Origin of the sequence: Paracoccus acridae (assembly GCF_014642735.1) — a bacterium.
In the GTDB taxonomy this organism is placed as follows: Bacteria; Pseudomonadota; Alphaproteobacteria; order Rhodobacterales; family Rhodobacteraceae; genus Paracoccus; species Paracoccus acridae.
In genome coordinates, this window is sequence record NZ_BMIV01000007.1 from 35,715 (window position 1) to 54,200 (window position 18,486).

Sequence of the window (18,486 nt, forward strand, 5' to 3'; positions counted from 1 at the left end):
TTCCATTCCAAGATTTATCCAGCCGCCCGGCAGGCTTGCCGAGGCGGTGAACTGCCGTGTCGAGGCACCGGTTCGGCGGTTCTTTGGTTCGGCTGCGCCTTCTTGGGCGGCACTGCCAGCCGGACGGACCTTTTCCGTGTTGTTATCCCCAGCAATTTTTGGCGCGATCTGCCCAGCGGCGTTGACGGACCGGTTCTGAAGGAACTAGAACAAAACAGAAACATTATTGTTGATGTCATGTATGTCCGTTCATGTCCTGCGGCCTCTGGCGCCTCCAAGGCGGGTGCCGGACCTGCGCGCCGCCACCCTGGCCGAGATCAGTTGCGCGTCGTCGCTGGACGGGGCGGGGATGGGGTTTCTGGCGGCGTCCCTGCCCGAGGGGCCGGTGCTGTGGGCGCAGGACAGGCTGACGCGGCGCGAGGCAGGGACGCCTTTCCTGCCCGGATTGGGACGGTGGCTGCTGCGCGCCGATCTGTCGCGGCCCGCCGACGTGCTGACGGCGATGGAGGACGCTTTGGCCTGTCCCGCCATCTCGGCCGTGGTGGGCGAGATCTGGGGCGATCCGGCGGCCTTGGATTTCACCGCAACGCGGCGGCTGGCCTTGCGGGCCGAGGCTGCGGGCAGGCCCTGCTGGCTGCTGCGCAGAGCGGGTTCCGCCAATGCATCGGCGGCGCGGCTGCGATGGCGGGTGACGGCCTTTCCGTCGGATCCAGGCCAGGACGATCCCGCGGCGCCGGGCGATCCGCTGTGGCGGGTGGAGTTGTTCCGGTCCCGCCTGTCGCCCCCCGGCGCATGGCTGGTGCGCCATGAACGAGAAGGGAACGGAACGTCGGATCGCCTCGGTTTTTCTGCCCTCGCTGCCGGTCGAGCGGTGGTGGAACCTGCAGCGGCGGACGGGCAGGGCGGTGCCGGATGATGCGGCGGTGGTCCTGTCCGCCGATGGCCCGCATGGCCCTGTCGTCCATGACCTGAACGACGCGGCACGATCGGCGGGCGTGCGTCGTGGCGCGCGGGTGGTGGACATGCGCGCGCTGTGCCCGGCCCTTCAGGTGGTTCCGGCCAATCCGGCAGAGGATGCGACTGCACTGGCGCGGCTGATGTTCTGGGCGCGGCGCTGGGGACCGTTCTCGGCGACCGATGGCGATGACGGGCTGGTCATTGACACCACGGGCGTCGCGCATCTGTTCGGCGGCGAGGAGGCACTGCTGACCGACATGCAGACGCGCCTTGCCCGCGCAGGGCTGACCGCGCGGGTGGCGCTGGCGCCGACCTGGGGGGCGGCCTGGGGACTGGCGCGATACGGGGCCGACCGCCCCGTGTGCCGCGACCTGACCGATCTGCATCCGCTGCCCGTTGCCGCGCTGCGGTTGTCGGGGGACACGCTGCTGCTGTTGCGCAGGCTGGGGCTGCGCCGGATCGGCGATCTGGCGAACATCCCGCGCCTGTTCCTGATGCGTCGCTTTGCCCGGGCACCGGCCTGGGACAATCCGCTGACCCGGCTGGATCAGGCGATGGGGCACCTGGCCGAACCCCTTGCCGCGCCCGATCCGCCGCCGGATTTCGTGGCCGAGGCGCGGCTGGCCGAACCGGTGTTCGATCCGGCCGACTGGCTGCCCGGTCTGGTCGCGGAACTGGCCGCCAAGATGGCCCGGCAGGATCGCGGCTGCCGGCGGCTGTGCCTGTCGGTGTTCCGCGTCAATGGCCACAGGGGTGACATCCGCGTGGCGACCGCTGCCCCTACGCGCGAGGCCAGGCATCTTCTGCGGCTCTTCGACGGGCGGCTTGAAGGATTGGACCCCGGCTTTGGCTTCGACCTGATCCGGCTTGCGGCCGAGGCGACCGAACCCCTGGCCACCACGCAGGTCGGGCTGGACGGCAAGGCTGACGCCGCGCTGCATCTGTCGCGCCTGGTCGATCGGCTGGTGGCGCGGTTCGGGGCCGATGCCATTGTGCGTCCGGTGCCGGTGGAAAGCCACCTTCCCGAACGATCCGAAGGGCGCGCCGAACCCATGCTGGCCGATCCGCCGCCCGCGCCGCGTCCCGACCGCCCTCTCCGCATCTTCGCCCCCCCCGAGGAGGTGCGCGTCCTTTACGCCGTTCCGGAAGGTCCGCCCGCGTTGTTCGTTTGGCGGCGCCAGCGGATCGCGGTGACCCGCCATGCCGGTCCCGAGCGTATTGCCCCCGAATGGTGGCGGGACAGTCCCGGCACACGGCTGCGCGACTATTTCCGGATCGAGGACGCCAGCGGCCGCCGCCTGTGGCTGTATCGCGAAGGCCTGCCGGGCGACGGGCGGGGCGGGATGCCCCGCTGGTTCGTACACGGGGTCTTTGCCTGATGCCCCAGAACGACCACCAGGCGCCCCGCCGCAGGCTGAAGGGCGACTTTTCCCCGAACCCGCGCGCGCCTTTCGTGGAACTGGGCGTGACCTCGGCCTTTTCCTTCCTGCGGGGCGCGTCGGACGCGACCGAACTTGTGCAGACGGCGCATGGTCTGGGTTATGACGCCATCGGCATCGCAGACCTGAACAGCCTGGCCGGCGTCGTGCGCCTTCATGCCGAGGCGCGGCGCGCGGCCCTGCGCCCGATCATCGGCGCCCGGATCGTGCTGACCTGCGGCACGGGCTTTCTGGCCTATCCCCGCGACCGCGCGGCCTATGGGCGGTTGTCCACGCTGATCTCCAAGGGCAGGATGCGCGATCCCGAAGGGCGGTGGCAGAAAAAAGGCGTCTGCGACCTGACGCTGGACGATCTGGCCGATCATGCCGAGGGATTGGCCCTGATCTGGCTGCCCGGCAGGGATCTGTCGGTGCTGCCCGGTCTGGCCGCGCGCCTGCCGGGGTTGGGCCATGTCGCGGCGGCATATCTTTATCGCGGCGACGACGTGGCGCGGATCAACCGGCTGGACCGGGCGGCGAAGGATTGCGGGCTGTCGATCCTGGCCACGAACGACGTGCATTACCACGCCCCCGACCGCCGCCCGTTGCAGGACGTGATGACCTGCATCCGCCACGGCACCACCATCGACCGGGCCGGCTTCCTGCTGCACGCCAATGCCGAGCGTCACCTGAAATCCCCGGCCGAGATGGTTCGCCTGTTCGCCCGCTGGCCCCATGCCATCCGCGCCGCGCGCGACCTGGCGGACCGGCTGACCTTTTCCCTACGCGAACTGGCCTATGAATATCCGCGGGAAACCGCGCCCGCCGGGCGCGATCCGCAGGATCATCTCGCGGAACTGACCTGGGCGGGGGCCGCCGCGCGCTATCCCGATGGCGTGCCGGACAAGGTCCGGGCGGCGCTGCGACGCGAACTGGCGCTGATCGCCAGGAAGAACATCGCCCCCTATTTCCTGACCATCCACGAGGTCGTCGATTTCGCCAGGTCGCAAGGCATCCTCTGGCAGGGGCGGGGGTCTGCCGCCAATTCGGCGGTCTGCTTCGTCCTGGGGATCACCCCCGTCGATCCTGTCCATTTCGACCTGCTGTTCGAACGCTTCATCAGCGAGGACCGCGAGGAGCCCCCCGACATCGACGTCGATTTCGAACATGAACGCCGCGAGGAGGTGATCCAGCACATCTACCGCAAATACGGCCGCGACCGCGCCGCGCTGTGCGCCACCGTGATCCATTACCGCCCGCGTTCCGCCATCCGGGAAGTCGGCCGCGCCATGGGCCTGTCCGAGGACATCACCGGCGCGCTTGCCCGGACCGTCTGGGGCGCCTGGGGCACCAGCATGGGCGAGGTCGAGGCGGGCGAAGCGGGCGTCGATCTGTCCGACCTGCGCCTGCGCCGCACCCTGAAGCTGGCCCAGCAGATGATCGGAATGCCCCGCCACCTGTCCCAGCATGTCGGCGGCTTCATCCTGACCGAAGGAAAGCTGACCGAGACCGTGCCCATCGGCAACGGCGCCATGCCGGACCGCAGCTTCATCGAATGGGACAAGGACGACATCGACGAGTTGCGCATCCTCAAGATGGATGTGCTGGCGCTGGGGATGCTGACCTGCATCCGCAAGTGCTTCGACCTGGTCGCCGTCCATCACGGGCGGCGGCTGACCCTGGCGGACCTGAACCCCGACGTCCCGGATGCCGCGCCCGTCTTCGACATGCTGTGCCGGGGCGACAGCATCGGCGTCTTCCAGGTCGAAAGCCGCGCGCAGATGAACATGCTGCCGCGCCTCAAGCCGCGCTGCTTCTATGACCTGGTGATCGAGGTCGCGATCGTCCGCCCCGGTCCCATCCAGGGCGACATGGTCCACCCCTATCTGCGCCGCCGCAACGAGGAGGAGCCGACCGAATACCCGCGCCCCGGCCCTGCCCATCCGCAATCTGAATTGGAGGAAATCCTGGGCCGCACCCTGGGCGTGCCGATCTTCCAGGAACAGGCCATGAAGATCGCCATGGTCGCGGCCGAGTTCGATTCGAAGAAGGCTAACGAATTGCGCAAGGCGATGGCCACCTTCCGGTCGCGCGGCACCATCGAGGCGCTTCAGTCCGACATGGTCGAGGGCATGACCCGGCGCGGCTATGATCCCGACTTCGCGCGCCGCTGCTTCGACCAGATCAAGGGCTTCGGCGAATACGGCTTTCCCGAAAGTCACGCGGCGGCCTTTGCGCATCTGGTCTATGTCTCGGCCTGGCTGAAGCACTATTACCCGGCGGCCTTTGCGGCGGCGCTGCTGAACAGCCAGCCGATGGGCTTCTATGCCCCTGCCCAGATCGTCCGCGATGCCCGCGAACACGGGGTTCAGGTGCGGGGGGTGGACGTGAACTTCTCGGATTGGGACAACACCCTGGAACCGGGGGATGGCGGTCCGGCCCTGCGGCTGGGCTTGCGCCAGATCGAGGGGATGGGACAGGCCATGGCCGGTCGGCTGATTGCGGCGCGGGACATGCCGTTTTCCGGGCTGGCCGACCTGCAGGATCGGGCAAGGCTGGACACGGGTTCGATCCGGCGGTTGGCGGCGGCGGATGCGTTCCGGTCCGCCGGCCTGGACCGGCGCGCGGCGCTTTGGGATGCCAGGGCGTTGCGCGATGCGCCCGACCTGCCGTTGTTTGCGGGACACGAGGACGAAGGTCGGGAAGCCGCCGTCACCCTGCCCGCGATGCCCGTCTGCGAACAGGTCGTCGCGGATTACCAGACGCTGCGGCTGTCCCTGAAGGCCCATCCCATGCAGTTTCTTCGGCGATCCATGGCGGCGCAGGGCTATTCCCCTGCCTGCGATCTGCCTTCGATTCGCCAGGGTGGCCCCGTGCGATTGGCGGGGCTGGTCCTGATCCGCCAGCGGCCGGGCAGCGCCAAAGGGGGTCTGCTTCATCACCGTGGAGGATGAAACCGGCACCGCGAACCTTGTGATCTGGCCCAAGACCTTTGCGGCGTTTCGGAAGGTCGTCATGACCGCGCGGCTGATCGACGTGAAGGGCCGGGTGCAGCGTGGCGACGGGGTGATCCACGTCGTCGCCGCCAGCCTGACCGACCGCAGCGACGTGCTGTCGCGCCTGTCGAACGAACGGCTGGCCCTGCCCATGTCCCACGCCGACGAGGTGAACCGCCCCATCCCCGCCAGCCGCCAGACCCATCCGCGCGATGTCCAGGTGATCCCGAAGTCGCGGGATTTCCACTAGGCCGTGCTGACACGCCCACCCGGCGGACGGGTGATGGCAAGATGGCGAACCCGACGACAAGCCGTCCCAGGTCATCCGGGGATCAATCGTTCGCTAAGGGTCCGCCATTTGCGCCGTATTCTCAGAAAATCCCGAAAACATACAGGATGATGATGACGATGACCGGCACGCCCAGCCACCAGGCAACAAGTCCTTTCATGGAAACCTCCTGACCATATGTAGTTGCAAGGCCAACGTCACGCCGGGGGCCGGGTTCCGCAGCACCAGGCGGTCTTCAGAACCTGTGGCCGATCCGCTATAGCCGCCCAAAGGTCGCTTGCGGATTTTCATGATCTATCGTGCCACTGCCCATATGCTTGAAGCGGCGCTTCGCCTGCGGGCCAAGGCCGGCGGGTCGGATGCGCTGCGGCAGCGGCTGGCGCTGGACGCGCCGGGGCCTGCGGATATCTGGTTTCACGGGGCTTCGGTCGGCGAACTGACCTCGGCCCGGCCAATCATCGAGACCTTGGCGCGGACGCATCGGGTTCTGGTGACGGCGAACAGCCTCACCGGCCGGGACATGGCGGCGGGCTGGGGGATGGAGGCGCGGCTGGCGCCGTTGGACCTGCCCGGGGCCTTGGCGCGGTTCCTGGCACAGGTCGCGCCGCGATTGCAGGTCACGGTCGAATCCGAATTCTGGCCCTTGCGGTCGCAGGCGCTGGCCGATCGGGGGATTGCCCAGGCGGTGATCGGCGCCCGCCTGTCGCAGCGGTCCGCATCCCGCTGGGCGCGTCTGCCCGCACTGATCGGACAGGTCCTGGGACGGCTTGCGGCGCTGTCCGCCCAGGACCCGGACAGCGAGGCTCGGCTGCGTTCGCTGGGCCTGCCGGATGGGGCGGTCCTGCCGCCCCTGGACTTGAAGCTGCTGACGCCCGCCGGGATCCCCCCGTCCGAACCCTCGAAGGCGCGCGACCGGGTCCTGCTGGCCGCCTCGACCCATGAAGGAGAGGAGGCTCATGTCCTGGATGCCTGGCAGCAGGCGCGCCGTCACGTTCCCGATCTGCGGCTGATCCTGGCCATCCGCCATCCGCAGCGCGGGGACGAGGTGGCCGGTTTGCTGCGGCACCGTCGCATCGCTTTCCAGCGTCGCTCGGAAGGCGGTGCGGGGGGCGATGTGCTGCTGGCCGATACCCTGGGGGAAATGGACCGCTGGTACAGGGCGGCGGGGCTGTGCTTCGTGGGCGGGTCGCTGACCGACCGGGGCGGCCATACCCCGTGGGAACCTGCGGCCCATGGCTGCGCGATCCTGCATGGTCCGCATGTCGGCAATTTCCGCGATGCCTATGCGGTCCTGGACCAGGCAGGCGGGGCAGCGGGGGTCGATGCTGCAAGCCTGCCCGACCATGTGATCCGTCTGGCGGGCGATCCGGCGCAGGCCCGGCGGATGGGGCGGGCGGCGCGGCAGGTGCTGGATGACCGCGCAGGCGATCCGGCCGCCCTGATCGCCCGTCTGCGGGAACTTGCAGGCACGCCCCGCTGACCCGATATAGAGGGGGAAGGAAAGAAGGTTCGACCGATGATCCGCTATGCTTTGCGTTGTGACCAGGGCCATGATTTCGACGGCTGGTTCCGTTCGTCCGAGGCGTTCGAGACGACGCGTGCGGCCGGTCATGTGTCCTGCATGCACTGCGGATCGGCCAAGGTCGAAAAGTCGCTGATGGCCCCTGCCGTGCCTGCCGCGAAAAAAGGGGACACCGCCATGACCCCGGCCGAGGCCGCGCTGCACGCCCTGCGCCAGCAGGTCGAGGCGAACAGCGACTATGTCGGCCTGAAGTTCGTGGACGAGGCGCGCGCCATGCACGAAGGCCGCAGTCCCGCGCGCGCAATCCACGGCGAGGCGAAGATCGAGGAAGCCCGCAAGCTGATCGAGGAAGGCGTGCCGGTCGCGCCCTTGCCGTTCATCCCGCGCCAGAAGACGAACTGATCGTGGGGCAGGCGCGTCGGCCCTTCTTTCCGCCCTTGCCCTTTCGTCACCCCGCCCCTAAACACCGCGCCGACAGAAACCCTTGGCTGGAGGCCCGCGATGCCGCTTCTGGTGATGAAATTCGGCGGCACCTCGGTCGCGGACCTTGACCGCATCAAGAACGCCGCTCAGAAGGTGCAGCGAGAGGTCGAGCGCGGCTATGACGTGATCGTCATCGTCAGCGCCATGTCCGGCAAGACCAACGAACTGGTCGGCTGGGTCGAACAGACCTCGCCCCTGTTCGACGCGCGCGAATACGACGCGGTGGTCAGCTCGGGCGAGAATGTGACGGCCGGCCTGATGGCCCTGACGCTGCAGGAAATGGGCGTGCCCGCGCGGTCCTGGCAGGGCTGGCAGGTGCCGATCAACACCACCGCGCAGCATTCGGCGGCGCGTTTCGTCGAAATCCCGCGCGCCAATATCGACCAGAAATTCGCCGAAGGCTTCAAGGTCGCGGTTGTCGCGGGCTTCCAGGGCATCGGCCCCGACGGGCGCATCACCACGCTGGGCCGGGGCGGGTCGGACACGACCGCCGTGGCCTTTGCCGCGGCCTTCGGCGCCGAACGCTGCGACATCTATACCGATGTGGACGGTGTCTATACGACCGACCCGCGCATCACCACCAAGGCCCGCAAGCTGGACAGGATCGCCTTCGAGGAGATGCTGGAACTGGCCTCCCTGGGCGCCAAGGTCTTGCAAACCCGGTCGGTGGAACTGGCCATGCGTTACAAGGTGCGTCTGCGCGTGCTGTCCTCGTTCGAGGATACGGACGAGAATTCGGGCACCCTCATCTGTGCCGAGGAGGAAATCATGGAATCGAAAGTCGTCAACGGCGTCGCCTCGTCGCGCGATGAAGCCAAGATCACCCTGGTCACGGTCGAGGACCGGCCCGGCATTTCCGCCGCCATCTTCGCGCCCCTGGCGGATGCGGGCGTGAACGTGGACATGATCGTCCAGAACATTTCCGAGAAGGACTATGAGGATCATCCCGGCTCGGTAACGGACATGACCTTCTCGGTGCCGATCAACCAGGTCGATCGCGCCAAGCGGGCGATGGAGGAAGCCAAGGCCGCCGGCCAGATCGCCTATGACGAACTGGTCGTGGACACCGAGGTCGCCAAGGTGTCGGTCGTGGGCATCGGGATGCGCAGCCATACGGGCGTCGCGGCCCGGATGTTCAAGGCGCTTGCCGATGAAAACGTCAACATCAAGGTCATCTCCACCAGCGAGATCAAGATTTCGGTGCTGATCGACCGCAAATATATGGAACTGGCCGTGCAGGCGCTGCATGATGCCTTTGGCCTGGAAGCGGCCTGACATCCCAAGGGCAGCGTGCCGGACGGCATCTGCTGGGCAATCGCAAAGCAGGGCAGGCAGGCGATGCAAGACCGCAAGGACAGCGACTCGCGCAAGCTGTTGCAACGGTTGAAGGAAATCCTGGCTGCCCCCGGCGGCGGCCAGGACCGTCTGGACCAGATCACCCATCACATCGCCGATTCGATGGGCACGCAGGTCTGCTCGATCTATCTGTTCCGCGATGCCGACACCCTGGAGCTGTGCGCCACCGAAGGGCTGCGCCCCGAATCCGTGCACCGCACCCGCCTGCGCCTGGGCGAGGGGCTGGTGGGCCGCGTCGCCCGCACGGGGCGCAACGTCAACACCGCCGACGCGCCGTCCGAACCGGGCTTCCGCTTCATGCCCGAAACCGGCGAGGAGGTGTTTCCAAGCTTCCTGGGCGTGCCGATCCAGCGGGTCGGCGAGAGGCTGGGCGTGCTGGTCGTGCAGTGCCGCGAGGCGCGGCTGTTTTCCGAAGACGAGATCTATGGCCTGGAAGTCGTGGCCATGGTCCTGGCCGAGATGACCGAACTGGGCGCCTTCCAGGGCAGCCAGTCCGACAGCCTGCCCCCCAAACACCGCTTTCCGCTGATGATCCGGGGCGGGACCGGCCAGGAAGGCGCGGCCGAGGGCCGGGTCTGGCTGCACGAGGCGCGCGTGGTCGTCACCAACCCGGTGGGCGACGATCCCGACCGGGAACTCGTGCGGCTGCATGAAGGCGTGGACATGCTGCGCAGCACCGTGGACAGGATGGTCGCCGCCGCCGACATGGGCGGCGAGGGCGAACACCAGGCCGTGCTGGAAACCTATCGGATGTTCGCCCATTCGCGCAGCTGGTTGCGGCGGATGGAGGAAGACATCCTTCTGGGCCTGTCGGCCGAGGCCGCGGTGGAAAAGGAACAATCCGCCGCCCGCGCCCGGCTGGAAATGGCCGCCGATCCCTATCTGCGCGAACGGCTGCACGATCTGGACGACCTGTCGAACCGGCTTTTGCGCATCCTGACCGGGCAGGGGGCTGATACCGGGGCCGAGATGCCCGACAACCCGATCCTGGTCGCCCGCAACATCGGCCCGGCCGAACTGCTGGAATACGGCCGCCGCCTGAAGGGTGTCGTGCTGGAGGACGGGTCCGTGGGCAGCCACGCCGCCATCGTGGCCCGCGCCTTGGCGATCCCGCTGGTCATCCACGCGCCCCGCATCACGACCGAGGCGCTGAACGGCGACACGATCCTGGTCGATGGCGACCAGGGCATCGTCCACCTGCGCCCCGAGGAGTCGGTCCACAAGGCCTTCCTGGACAAGATCGCCATGCAGGCCGAGGCGCAGAACCGTTATGCCAGCCTGCGCGGCCTGCCCGCGATCGGCACCTGCGGCACGACGATCCAGCTTTACATGAATGCGGGGCTGATGGCCGACCTGCCGTCGCTGGCAGGATCGGGGGCCGAGGGCGTGGGCCTGTTCCGCACCGAGTTGCAGTTCCTGATCCGCAACCACGTCCCCCGCAGGGGCGAGCTGGCCGAGCTTTACCGCCGCGTGATGGACAACGCCCAGGGCAAGCCGGTGATGTTCCGCACCCTGGATATCGGGTCCGACAAGGTCCTGCCCTATATGAAGCCGCAGGACGAACCGAACCCGGCGATGGGCTGGCGCGCGATCCGCGTGGGCCTGGACAAGCGCGGCGTGCTGCGGATGCAGTTGCAGGCGCTGATCCGCGCATCCGTGGGGCGGCCGCTGCACGTCATGTTCCCCTTCATCGCCGACCTTGCCGAATACGAGGCCGCCTACAAGATCCTGATGCAGGAACTGTCGCGCGAACAGCGGCTGGGCCATCCGATGCCCACCGACATCCGCGTGGGCGCGATGCTGGAAACGCCGTCGCTGGCCTTCGCGCCCCGGAAGTTCTTCGAGATGTGCGACTTCATCTCGATCGGGGGCAACGACCTCAAGCAGTTCTTCTTTGCCGCCGACCGGGAAAACGAGCGGGTGCGGCGGCGCTATGACACGCTGAACTCGTCCTTCCTGCTGATGCTGCGCCAGATCATCGCGCGCTGCGAGGAGGCGCGGGTGCCCCTGTCCTTCTGCGGCGAGGATGCGGGCCGCCCGGTCGAGGCGCTGACCTTTGCCGCCCTGGGGATCCGGCGGCTGTCGATGCGCCCGGCCTCGATCGGCCCGGTCAAGCACCTGATCCGCCGCGTCTCGATCGCGGATCTGCGCCGCCTGATCGACGAGGGGCTGGATTCGGGGATGCCGAACCTGCGCCGCCCCATCACCGAATGGCTGGCGCATCAATAGGCGGAAAGCCGCGAAACCGGGCAGTGTCCCGGCCCCTGCAGCGGTCCGGCCGGTCCTGCCACCTTCGGCTTGCGCCTTGCTGCGGCAGCGCGGCATCCTTATAATGAAACGGTTTTTGGCAACCATCACCCGATATGAAACGCCGTCATTTTCTCAACGCAGCCACAGCCTTGGCCGCAGGAGGGTCGTTCATGGCCGTTCCTGCGCAGGCGCAGACAGCACCGGACGGGGCGGCACCAGCCGAGGATGAGGTAAACACTCCTCCGCCCGCCCCCACGACGACATTCGGGTTCGAGGAGGTCGCATCCCTGGCTGCGGAACGCGCCACACGCGTCTATGAACAGCCGGTGGCCGAACAGGTGGGCAGCTTCGCCAACCTGACCTATGACCAGTATCGCGGCATCCGGTTCCGCCGCGACCATGATCCCTTCGCGGGCAATCCCATGTTCGGGATGGACCTGCTTCCGCCCGGCGCGATCTTCTATGAGCCGGTGAACATCAGCATCGTCCGCGACGGCGTGCCGCATCGCCTGGAATTCGACCCGGCGATGCTGGAATTCGACCCGTCGCAATTTCCCGACGGCGCGGATCTGCAAACCAAAGGGAACATGGGTTGGTCGGGTTTCCGGCTGCGCACGATCCTGAACCGGCCCGGGGTGATGGACGAGTTCCTGGTCTTCCAGGGCGCCACCTATTTCCGCGCCGTGGCGCGCGGCACGATCTATGGCCTGTCGGCGCGCGGGCTGGCGATCAAGACCGGCAGCCCCGATGGCGAGGAATTCCCGCTGTTCACGGATTTCTGGATCCAGGAACCGGCGGAAGGATCGGGCTGGGTGCGCATCCATGCGCTGCTGGACAGCAAGTCGGTGGCAGGCGCCTTTCAGTTCGACGTCAATCCTGGCGCCATGACAATGGTGCGCACGCGCGTGGCGCTGTTCCCGCGTGTCGATCTTCAGAACACCGGGCTGGCGCCCCTGACCTCGATGTTCTGGTTCGGACCGGCCAGCCGCCGCGAGGTGGACGACTATCGCCCCGCCGTCCATGACAGCGACGGCCTGCAGATGCATACCGGCGCGGGCCAGGCGCTGTGGCGCACGCTTGGCGCGCACAAGACCCTGCAGATCTCGTCCTTCGTGGACAACAATCCGCGCGGCTTCGGCCTTGTCCAGCGCAGCCGCGACTTCGACGATTATCAGGACGCCGAGGCGCTGTATCACCTGCGCCCCTCGGCCTGGATCGAGCCCGAGGGCAACTGGGGCGAGGGCGAGGTGCGCCTTGTCGAAATCCCCGTCGAGAACGAGTTCAACGACAACATCGTCAGCTATTGGGTGCCCAAGGAACCGCTGACGAAGGACAAGCGCCATGAATTCCAGTATCGGCTGATCTTCGCGCCGCTGCCTGCCAACGACCTTCCCCTGGCAAAGGTGCGACAGGTCCGCAGCGGTCGTTCGATCAATTCGCAGGCCACGCGCAGCGTGATCGTCGATTTCGACCTGTCGCTGTTTTCGGACGCCATGCCGGAATCCAAGGTCACGACCTCGGCCGGGACCATCGTTCATGCCTATCTCAAGCCCCTTGTGGATCAGGGGGTGCTGCGCCTTGCCTTCGAATTCGAACCGGGCAACGCCACGCTGGCTGACCTTCAGGCCGTGCTGGTCAGCCCGGAGGGCGTGGCGCAAAGCGAAACCTGGCTTGCACGCTGGACCGCATGAGCCTGGCCGAACCGCGTACCGCAGATCTGGCACAGATGCCCGCGACCCCGCCCGAATCGCCACTGGCCATGCCGGTGCAGGATTTCCGCACGCGGCCCGAACTGGCCTTTCCGCGCCTGCGCAACGGCTGGCGCGTCTGGATGGCGCGGCTGGTGGCGTTCGGCGGCACGGCGGCCATCGCCATCATCGGGTTCCAGCAGATGCTGCGGACCTTCGGCGACAGCCCGACGCCGATGCAATGGGCGCTGCTGGTGCTGTTCGTGCCGACCTTCGCCTGGGTCGGGTTTTCGTTCTGCAACGTGTTGGCCGGGCTGTTCGCACCTCGCCTGACGACGCCGCAGGGACCGAACGACGCGCGCCTGGCCGTCGTCATGCCCATCTATCACGAGGATGCGCAGAAAAGCATTGGCCTGCTGACCGCGCTTGCCCGGGAACTGGAACGCGAGGGCATGGCCCATCGGGCCGAGATCTTCGTGCTGTCCGACAGCCGCGACCCGGTGATCGCCGTGAACGAGACGATGGTGATCGACGCGGCGCGCAAGATGTCGCCCCTGCCCATCTGGTATCGCCGCCGCATCACCAACGAGGACCGCAAGACCGGCAACATCGGTGACTTCATCCGTCGCTGGGGCGGGCGCTACGACCAGATGGTCGTCCTGGACGCCGACAGCATCATGACCGGCGCCACCATTCGCGAATTGTCCGCGCGGATGAACGCCGATCCCCGGCTGGCGCTGATCCAGACCATGCCGATCCTGGTCGGGGGCGAGACGATCTTCGCCCGCCTGACGCAATTCGCGGGTCGCGTCTATGGCCCGATGATCGCGCGCGGGGTGTCGGCCTGGTCGGGCGATACCGGCAATTTCTGGGGCCACAACGCCATCATCCGCCTGCCTGCCTTTGCGCGGTCTTGCGGGTTGCCGCGCTTGCCCGGCAGGCCGCCCTTTGGCGGGACCATCCTGTCGCACGACTTCGTCGAGGCGGCGGCGCTGTGCCGCGCCGGCTGGAAGGTCCGCCTTGACCATGACCTGCGCGGCAGCTTCGAGGGCTGCCCGCCGACGCTTCTGGACATGGCCGTGCGCGAACGACGCTGGGCGCAGGGCAACCTGCAGCATTCCCGCCTGTTCGGCATGCGTGGCGCGCGGGCCGTGACGCTTGCGCATTTCACCATCGGCATCCTGGGCTTCCTGATGAGCCCGCTGTGGCTGGCCCTGATCCTGGTCGGGCTGGTCCTGTCGGCCACGGTGCTGCTGTCCACGCCGGAATATTTCCCGAACGCCTATCAGCTGTTCCCCGACTGGCCGGTCTTCGACTCCCGCCGGATGCTGTGGCTGTTCGTGGTGTCCATGGCGCTTCTGCTGCTGCCCAAGCTGATCGCGACCTTCCGCGCCTGGCTGCGGCCCCTGGCGCGCAATTCCGGCGGCCCGGTGCGGATCTTCGCCAGTTCCCTGTTCGAGATCCTGCTGTCGGCCCTGATCGCCCCCGTGCAGATGTTGATCCAGACCCGCCAGATCTATGAAATCCTGCGCGGTCGCGACAGCGGCTGGAACGCCCAGGTGCGTGCCGGGTCGATGCCCGACTGGAACGTCGTCATTTCGCGGCACTGGGGGCATGTGCTGCTGGGCATCGGCACGCTGATCGTGCTGGCGCAGTTCTCGCCCGCGCAGCTGATCTGGCTGTCGCCGATCCTGGCCGGGCTGATCCTGTCGCCCGTGACCTCGCGCTATTCGGCAAGCCCGGTCTTCGGTCGCTGGGCGCGGATGCGCGGGCTGCTGGTCACCCCCGAGGAACGCGACCCGCCCGCGATCCTGTCCGATGCCAGCGCCGTGGTCCGGTCCATGCCCCGCCCCCTGAAGGGCGCGACGGATCTGTTGCGCTTCGGCGGACAGCCCGACCGGATCGACCGCCACATCGCGCTGTTGCCCGATGACCCTGCATTGCCGGAAGACAAGCGCCTGCACCGCATCACTGCGGGCGCCAAGATCACCCATGCAGGCAGCAGGACACAGGCGCTGGATTACCTGACCCGCGACGAAACCGACGCGCTGGTGTCCGACCCCGCCCTGCTGCGGCAATGGAGCGTCCTTCCCTCATGAAGCGTCTTATCGCGTTGGATATGCTGCGCGGCTACGCGCTGGTCTGCATCATGCTGGACCACATGCCGGTTTCCGAACTGCGGTCCTTTACGCTGGCGAATTTCTCGATCTTCGACGCGGCGGAATTGTTCGTGCTGCTGTCGGGCTTCCTGGTCGGCATGGTCTGGCAGTCGGTCGAGACAAAGCAGGGCCGCCGCGCGGCGCAATGGCGTTTCGCCCGCCGCGCCTTCGAGGTCTGGCGCGCCCTGGTATTCGGCGGGATGCTGATGGCGCTGGTCTCGGCCGGGCTGCTGGCGCTGGACATGGACCACACGGCGATCTGGCACCAATATGCGGTCTGGGTGATCGAAAACCCGATCGGCTTCTTCGGCGTGCTGGCGACGATGTGGTTGCAGCCGAACCTGCTCGATGTGCTGGCCGTCTATGTGATCCTGCTGGCCTCGGTTCCCTTTGTGGTGCCGCTGTTGCTGCGCTATCCGCTGGGCTTTGCGGCGGCCTCGTTTTCGCTGTGGTGCTTTGCCCCGGTGCTGAACGCCTTTGTGCCCAACCACCGGCTTGGCGGGTTGCTGTTCAACCCCTTCGGCTGGCAGATGCTGTTCTTTTCGGGCATCGCGATGGGCCTGTTCCGCAAGCAGGCGATGCCGGTGCTGATGGAACACCGGAAACTGCTGACGGTCCTGTCCACGGGCATGTTCCTGTTCGGCACCGCGATCATCATCGGCGCCAAGATCGGCGAACCCGCGCTGGCCTTCCGCGACGCGCTGCGCCTGATCTATGGGGGCGAGATCGGCAAGTGGGACCTGGACGGCACCCGCTACATGGCGATCATGGGCGCAAGCTGGCTGGTCGCCGTTCCCCTGGCCGGCATCATGGAACGCATGGCCGCCAGCCGCCTGGGCGTGGCCTTGCAACAGATCGGCCGGGGCGGGCTGTTTTCCTTCCTCGCCTGCGTGCTGCTGTCGGTCCTGGGCGACGCCTTCCAGATGAACCCCGCTGACCAAGGGATCCTGCGCCGGATGGCCGTCGATGTCTGGGCGATGGTGGCGCTGTGGTGGGTTTCCGCGCTGTGGCTGACCTATGGCACGCCATGGCAGCTTTCCGTGCGCCTGCGCCTGCGCCGTCAGGCGAAAGGCTGACCGAAGGCATTTCCGGCAAGTCTGGGGAACCTTGGAGGCGGGTACCGGAATCGAACCGGTCTTCACGGATTTGCAATCCGCTGCGTAACCTCTCCGCCAACCCGCCGCCGTCGAGGTTCGCATCGCATAAATGATCGGCGCACCGCTTGCAAGCGGGGAACGTGCAGCGTTGCGAGAGGTCCGAAATCGTGGCAATAAGCGTGAAACGGCTCGCAGAGGTTCCCAAAGATGAGCGATTTCGCCGCGCGGCGCACCATGATGGTGGACACGCAGGTTCGCCCCAACGACGTCACCAAATTCCCCGTGATCGAAGCCATGCTGTCGGTCCCGATGGAAGATTTCGTGCCCCCTTCGCGCCGGGCCGTCGCCTATTCGGGCGAGAACCTGGATCTGGGCGGCGGCCGGGTGCTGCTGGAGCCGCGAACTCTGGGCAAGATGATCGACATGCTGGATCTGCAGCCCGGCGACATGGTCATGGATCTGGGTTGCGGCTATGGCTATTCCTCGGCCGTGCTGGCGCGCCTGGTGCAGACCGTGGTCGCCATCGAGGAAAGCGCCGAGATGGCCGCCGAGGCCGAACGCCGCCTGAACGAGGCGGGCGTCTTCAACGTGGCCGTCCTGAATGCCCCCCTGGCCGAAGGGGCGCCCAGGCAGGCCCCCTATGACGCGATTCTCATCAATGGCGGCGTCGAGGATGTGCCCGAGGCGATCCTGTCGCAACTGAAGGAAGGCGGGCGGATTGCCGCGCTGTTCCTGGAAGGGGCGCTTGGCGTCGCCCGCATCGGCCATTGCCTCGGGGGCCGGATCGTCTGGCGCTATGGCTTCAACGCAGGGGCGCCATTGCTGCCTGGCTTCCTGCGTGCCCGGAGTTTTTCGCTGTGAGGGGGCGCGGCGTCCTTTCCGGGGTTGCATTCGCAGCCCTGATCGCCCTTGGCGCCCAGGGGGCGAAGGCCGAATCCCTGGCCGACACGATGGTAGCGGCCTATCGTCATTCCGCCCTGATCGAACAGAACCGCGCCGTGCTGCGTGCCGCCGACGAAGACGTGGCCGCAGCCATCGCCGCCCTGCGCCCGATCGTCCAATGGACCGCCAGCCATACGATCAGCCGCAGCGAAGGCACGACCGATTACGTCACGGCGCGAAACACCACCCTGCAGATCGGCGCCCAGATTCTTCTTTACGACTGGGGACGATCCCAGTTGGCGATCGATGCAGCCAAGGAGCAGGTTCTGGCCGTGCGCCAGGGGCTTGTCTCGGTCGAACAGGACGTCCTTCTGGACGCCACAAGCGCCTATTTCGACATTCAGGAGGCGACCTTGCGGGTCGCGCTGCAACAGAACTCGGTCGAGGTGCTGTCCAGCGAACGCCAGGCGGCGCAGGACCGATTCGACGTGGGCGAGATCACCGTGACGGATGTGGCGCAAGCGGATGCCCAGTTGGCGCAAACCCAGGCTGGGCTTGCCGCCGCGCAGGGGGATCTGGAAGTCGCGCGCGAACGCTATCTGGCGGTGACGGGGCGCTTTCCGGGCGAACTCGACCCACCCCCTCCGCTGCCGAACCTGCCTGCCTCGGTGGACGAGGCGCGTGCGATCGGTCAGCGCAATCACCCGCTGATCGCACAGGCGCAACGTCAGGCCGCGGTGGCCGAACTGGGCGTCGCCCAGGCCGCGGCCGAACGCAATCCGTCCTTGTCGGGAAACATCGGTGCAGGGATCACCCGCAGCCCCCAGGCGCAGTTGAACGGGGCCTACGACAACCGCAACAGCGCCTCGGTGGGCCTGGAACTGAACCAGACCATCTATTCGGGGGGACGCCTGCCCGCCGCCCATCGTCGCGCCATGGCGGTTCGCGACCAGGCGCGGGCAAGCCTGCTGAACGTGTCCCGCCAGATCAGCGAGCTTGTCGGCGTCACCTGGGCCAACATCTCGGTCGCCCGCGCGCAGATCGGTGCCATCGACGAACAGATCGCGGCGGCACAGCAGGCCTATAACGGGGTCCGCGAGGAAGCGGCGCTTGGCGCCCGCACCACCCTTGACGTGCTGGATGCCGAACAGGCGCTGCTCGAGGCGCGGGCCGACAGGATCACTGCGGAAGCCAATCTCCAGTTAGCACATTATCAACTTCTGGCTGCTATGGGTCGTCTTACGGTAGAACACCTGAACCTGGGGATTCCGACATATGACCCTTCGCAGTATTACAACGCCGTGCGCGACGCGCCTTATACCAGCAAGCAGGGCGAAAGCCTCGACCGCGTGCTGCGCGCAATCGGGCGCGACTGATGATCTGAACGGC

Annotated in this window: 11 protein-coding genes, 1 tRNA gene and 1 pseudogene; 12 read left to right on the top strand and 1 reads right to left on the bottom strand. The window is 67.2% G+C overall.

Going from position 1 to position 18,486, the window contains the following annotated elements; all coding sequences use genetic code 11:
- The first annotated feature begins 241 nt into the window (after window positions 1-241).
- From IEX25_RS11550 to opgC, 10 genes and pseudogenes are all read left to right on the top strand, one after another.
- The gene (locus tag IEX25_RS11550; RefSeq protein ID WP_146038640.1) at window positions 242-916 is read left to right on the top strand and encodes an ImuA family protein; all 675 of its coding nucleotides are present in this window, start codon (window positions 242-244) and stop codon (window positions 914-916) included.
- Complete coding sequence (locus IEX25_RS11555; RefSeq protein WP_188715190.1) at window positions 807-2,336, top strand: Y-family DNA polymerase; 1,530 nt, start codon at window positions 807-809, stop codon at window positions 2,334-2,336. The genes IEX25_RS11550 and IEX25_RS11555 overlap by 110 nt, the downstream gene beginning before the upstream one ends.
- A pseudogene (locus IEX25_RS11560) lies at window positions 2,336-5,621 on the top strand (error-prone DNA polymerase). The gene IEX25_RS11555 and the pseudogene IEX25_RS11560 overlap by 1 nt, the downstream one beginning before the upstream one ends.
- A 328-nt stretch (window positions 5,622-5,949) precedes the next feature.
- The gene (locus IEX25_RS11565; protein WP_188715192.1) at window positions 5,950-7,140 is read left to right on the top strand and encodes a 3-deoxy-D-manno-octulosonic acid transferase; all 1,191 of its coding nucleotides are present in this window, start codon (window positions 5,950-5,952) and stop codon (window positions 7,138-7,140) included.
- A gap of 36 nt (window positions 7,141-7,176) precedes the next feature.
- A complete protein-coding gene (locus IEX25_RS11570; RefSeq protein WP_188715193.1) occupies window positions 7,177-7,584 on the top strand; it encodes a DUF1178 family protein in 408 nt (135 codons plus the stop codon).
- Window positions 7,585-7,683: 99 nt separating this feature from the next.
- Window positions 7,684-8,940 carry an aspartate kinase gene (locus IEX25_RS11575; protein ID WP_188715195.1) on the top strand — a complete coding sequence of 419 codons (1,257 nt, stop codon included), beginning with the start codon at window positions 7,684-7,686 and terminating at the stop codon, window positions 8,938-8,940.
- Window positions 8,941-9,003: 63 nt separating this feature from the next.
- On the top strand, window positions 9,004-11,250 hold the full coding sequence (ptsP, locus tag IEX25_RS11580) for a phosphoenolpyruvate--protein phosphotransferase (protein ID WP_188715197.1): 2,247 nt from the start codon (window positions 9,004-9,006) through the stop codon (window positions 11,248-11,250).
- 191 nt (window positions 11,251-11,441) lie between these two features.
- On the top strand, window positions 11,442-12,962 hold the full coding sequence (locus IEX25_RS11585; RefSeq protein WP_229665147.1) for an OpgD/OpgG family glucan biosynthesis protein: 1,521 nt from the start codon (window positions 11,442-11,444) through the stop codon (window positions 12,960-12,962).
- Complete coding sequence (gene mdoH, locus IEX25_RS11590; protein WP_103172981.1) at window positions 12,959-15,058, top strand: glucans biosynthesis glucosyltransferase MdoH; 2,100 nt, start codon at window positions 12,959-12,961, stop codon at window positions 15,056-15,058. The genes IEX25_RS11585 and mdoH overlap by 4 nt, the downstream gene beginning before the upstream one ends.
- The gene (opgC, locus tag IEX25_RS11595) at window positions 15,055-16,194 is read left to right on the top strand and encodes an OpgC domain-containing protein (RefSeq protein WP_188715200.1); all 1,140 of its coding nucleotides are present in this window, start codon (window positions 15,055-15,057) and stop codon (window positions 16,192-16,194) included. The genes mdoH and opgC overlap by 4 nt, the downstream gene beginning before the upstream one ends.
- 32 nt (window positions 16,195-16,226) lie before the next feature.
- Here the strand turns inward: opgC and IEX25_RS11600 are convergent.
- Window positions 16,227-16,300, bottom strand: a tRNA-Cys gene (locus IEX25_RS11600).
- Window positions 16,301-16,422: 122 nt separating this feature from the next.
- Between IEX25_RS11600 and IEX25_RS11605 the strand changes: the two genes are divergently transcribed.
- Together IEX25_RS11605 and IEX25_RS11610 are read left to right on the top strand one after the other, a co-directional pair.
- The gene (locus IEX25_RS11605; protein ID WP_103172979.1) at window positions 16,423-17,076 is read left to right on the top strand and encodes a protein-L-isoaspartate O-methyltransferase family protein; all 654 of its coding nucleotides are present in this window, start codon (window positions 16,423-16,425) and stop codon (window positions 17,074-17,076) included.
- Window positions 17,073-18,473 (top strand): TolC family outer membrane protein, encoded by a 1,401-nt coding sequence (locus tag IEX25_RS11610; RefSeq protein ID WP_188715202.1) that lies wholly within the window; start codon window positions 17,073-17,075, stop codon window positions 18,471-18,473. The genes IEX25_RS11605 and IEX25_RS11610 overlap by 4 nt, the downstream gene beginning before the upstream one ends.
- Window positions 18,474-18,486 lie beyond the last annotated feature (13 nt).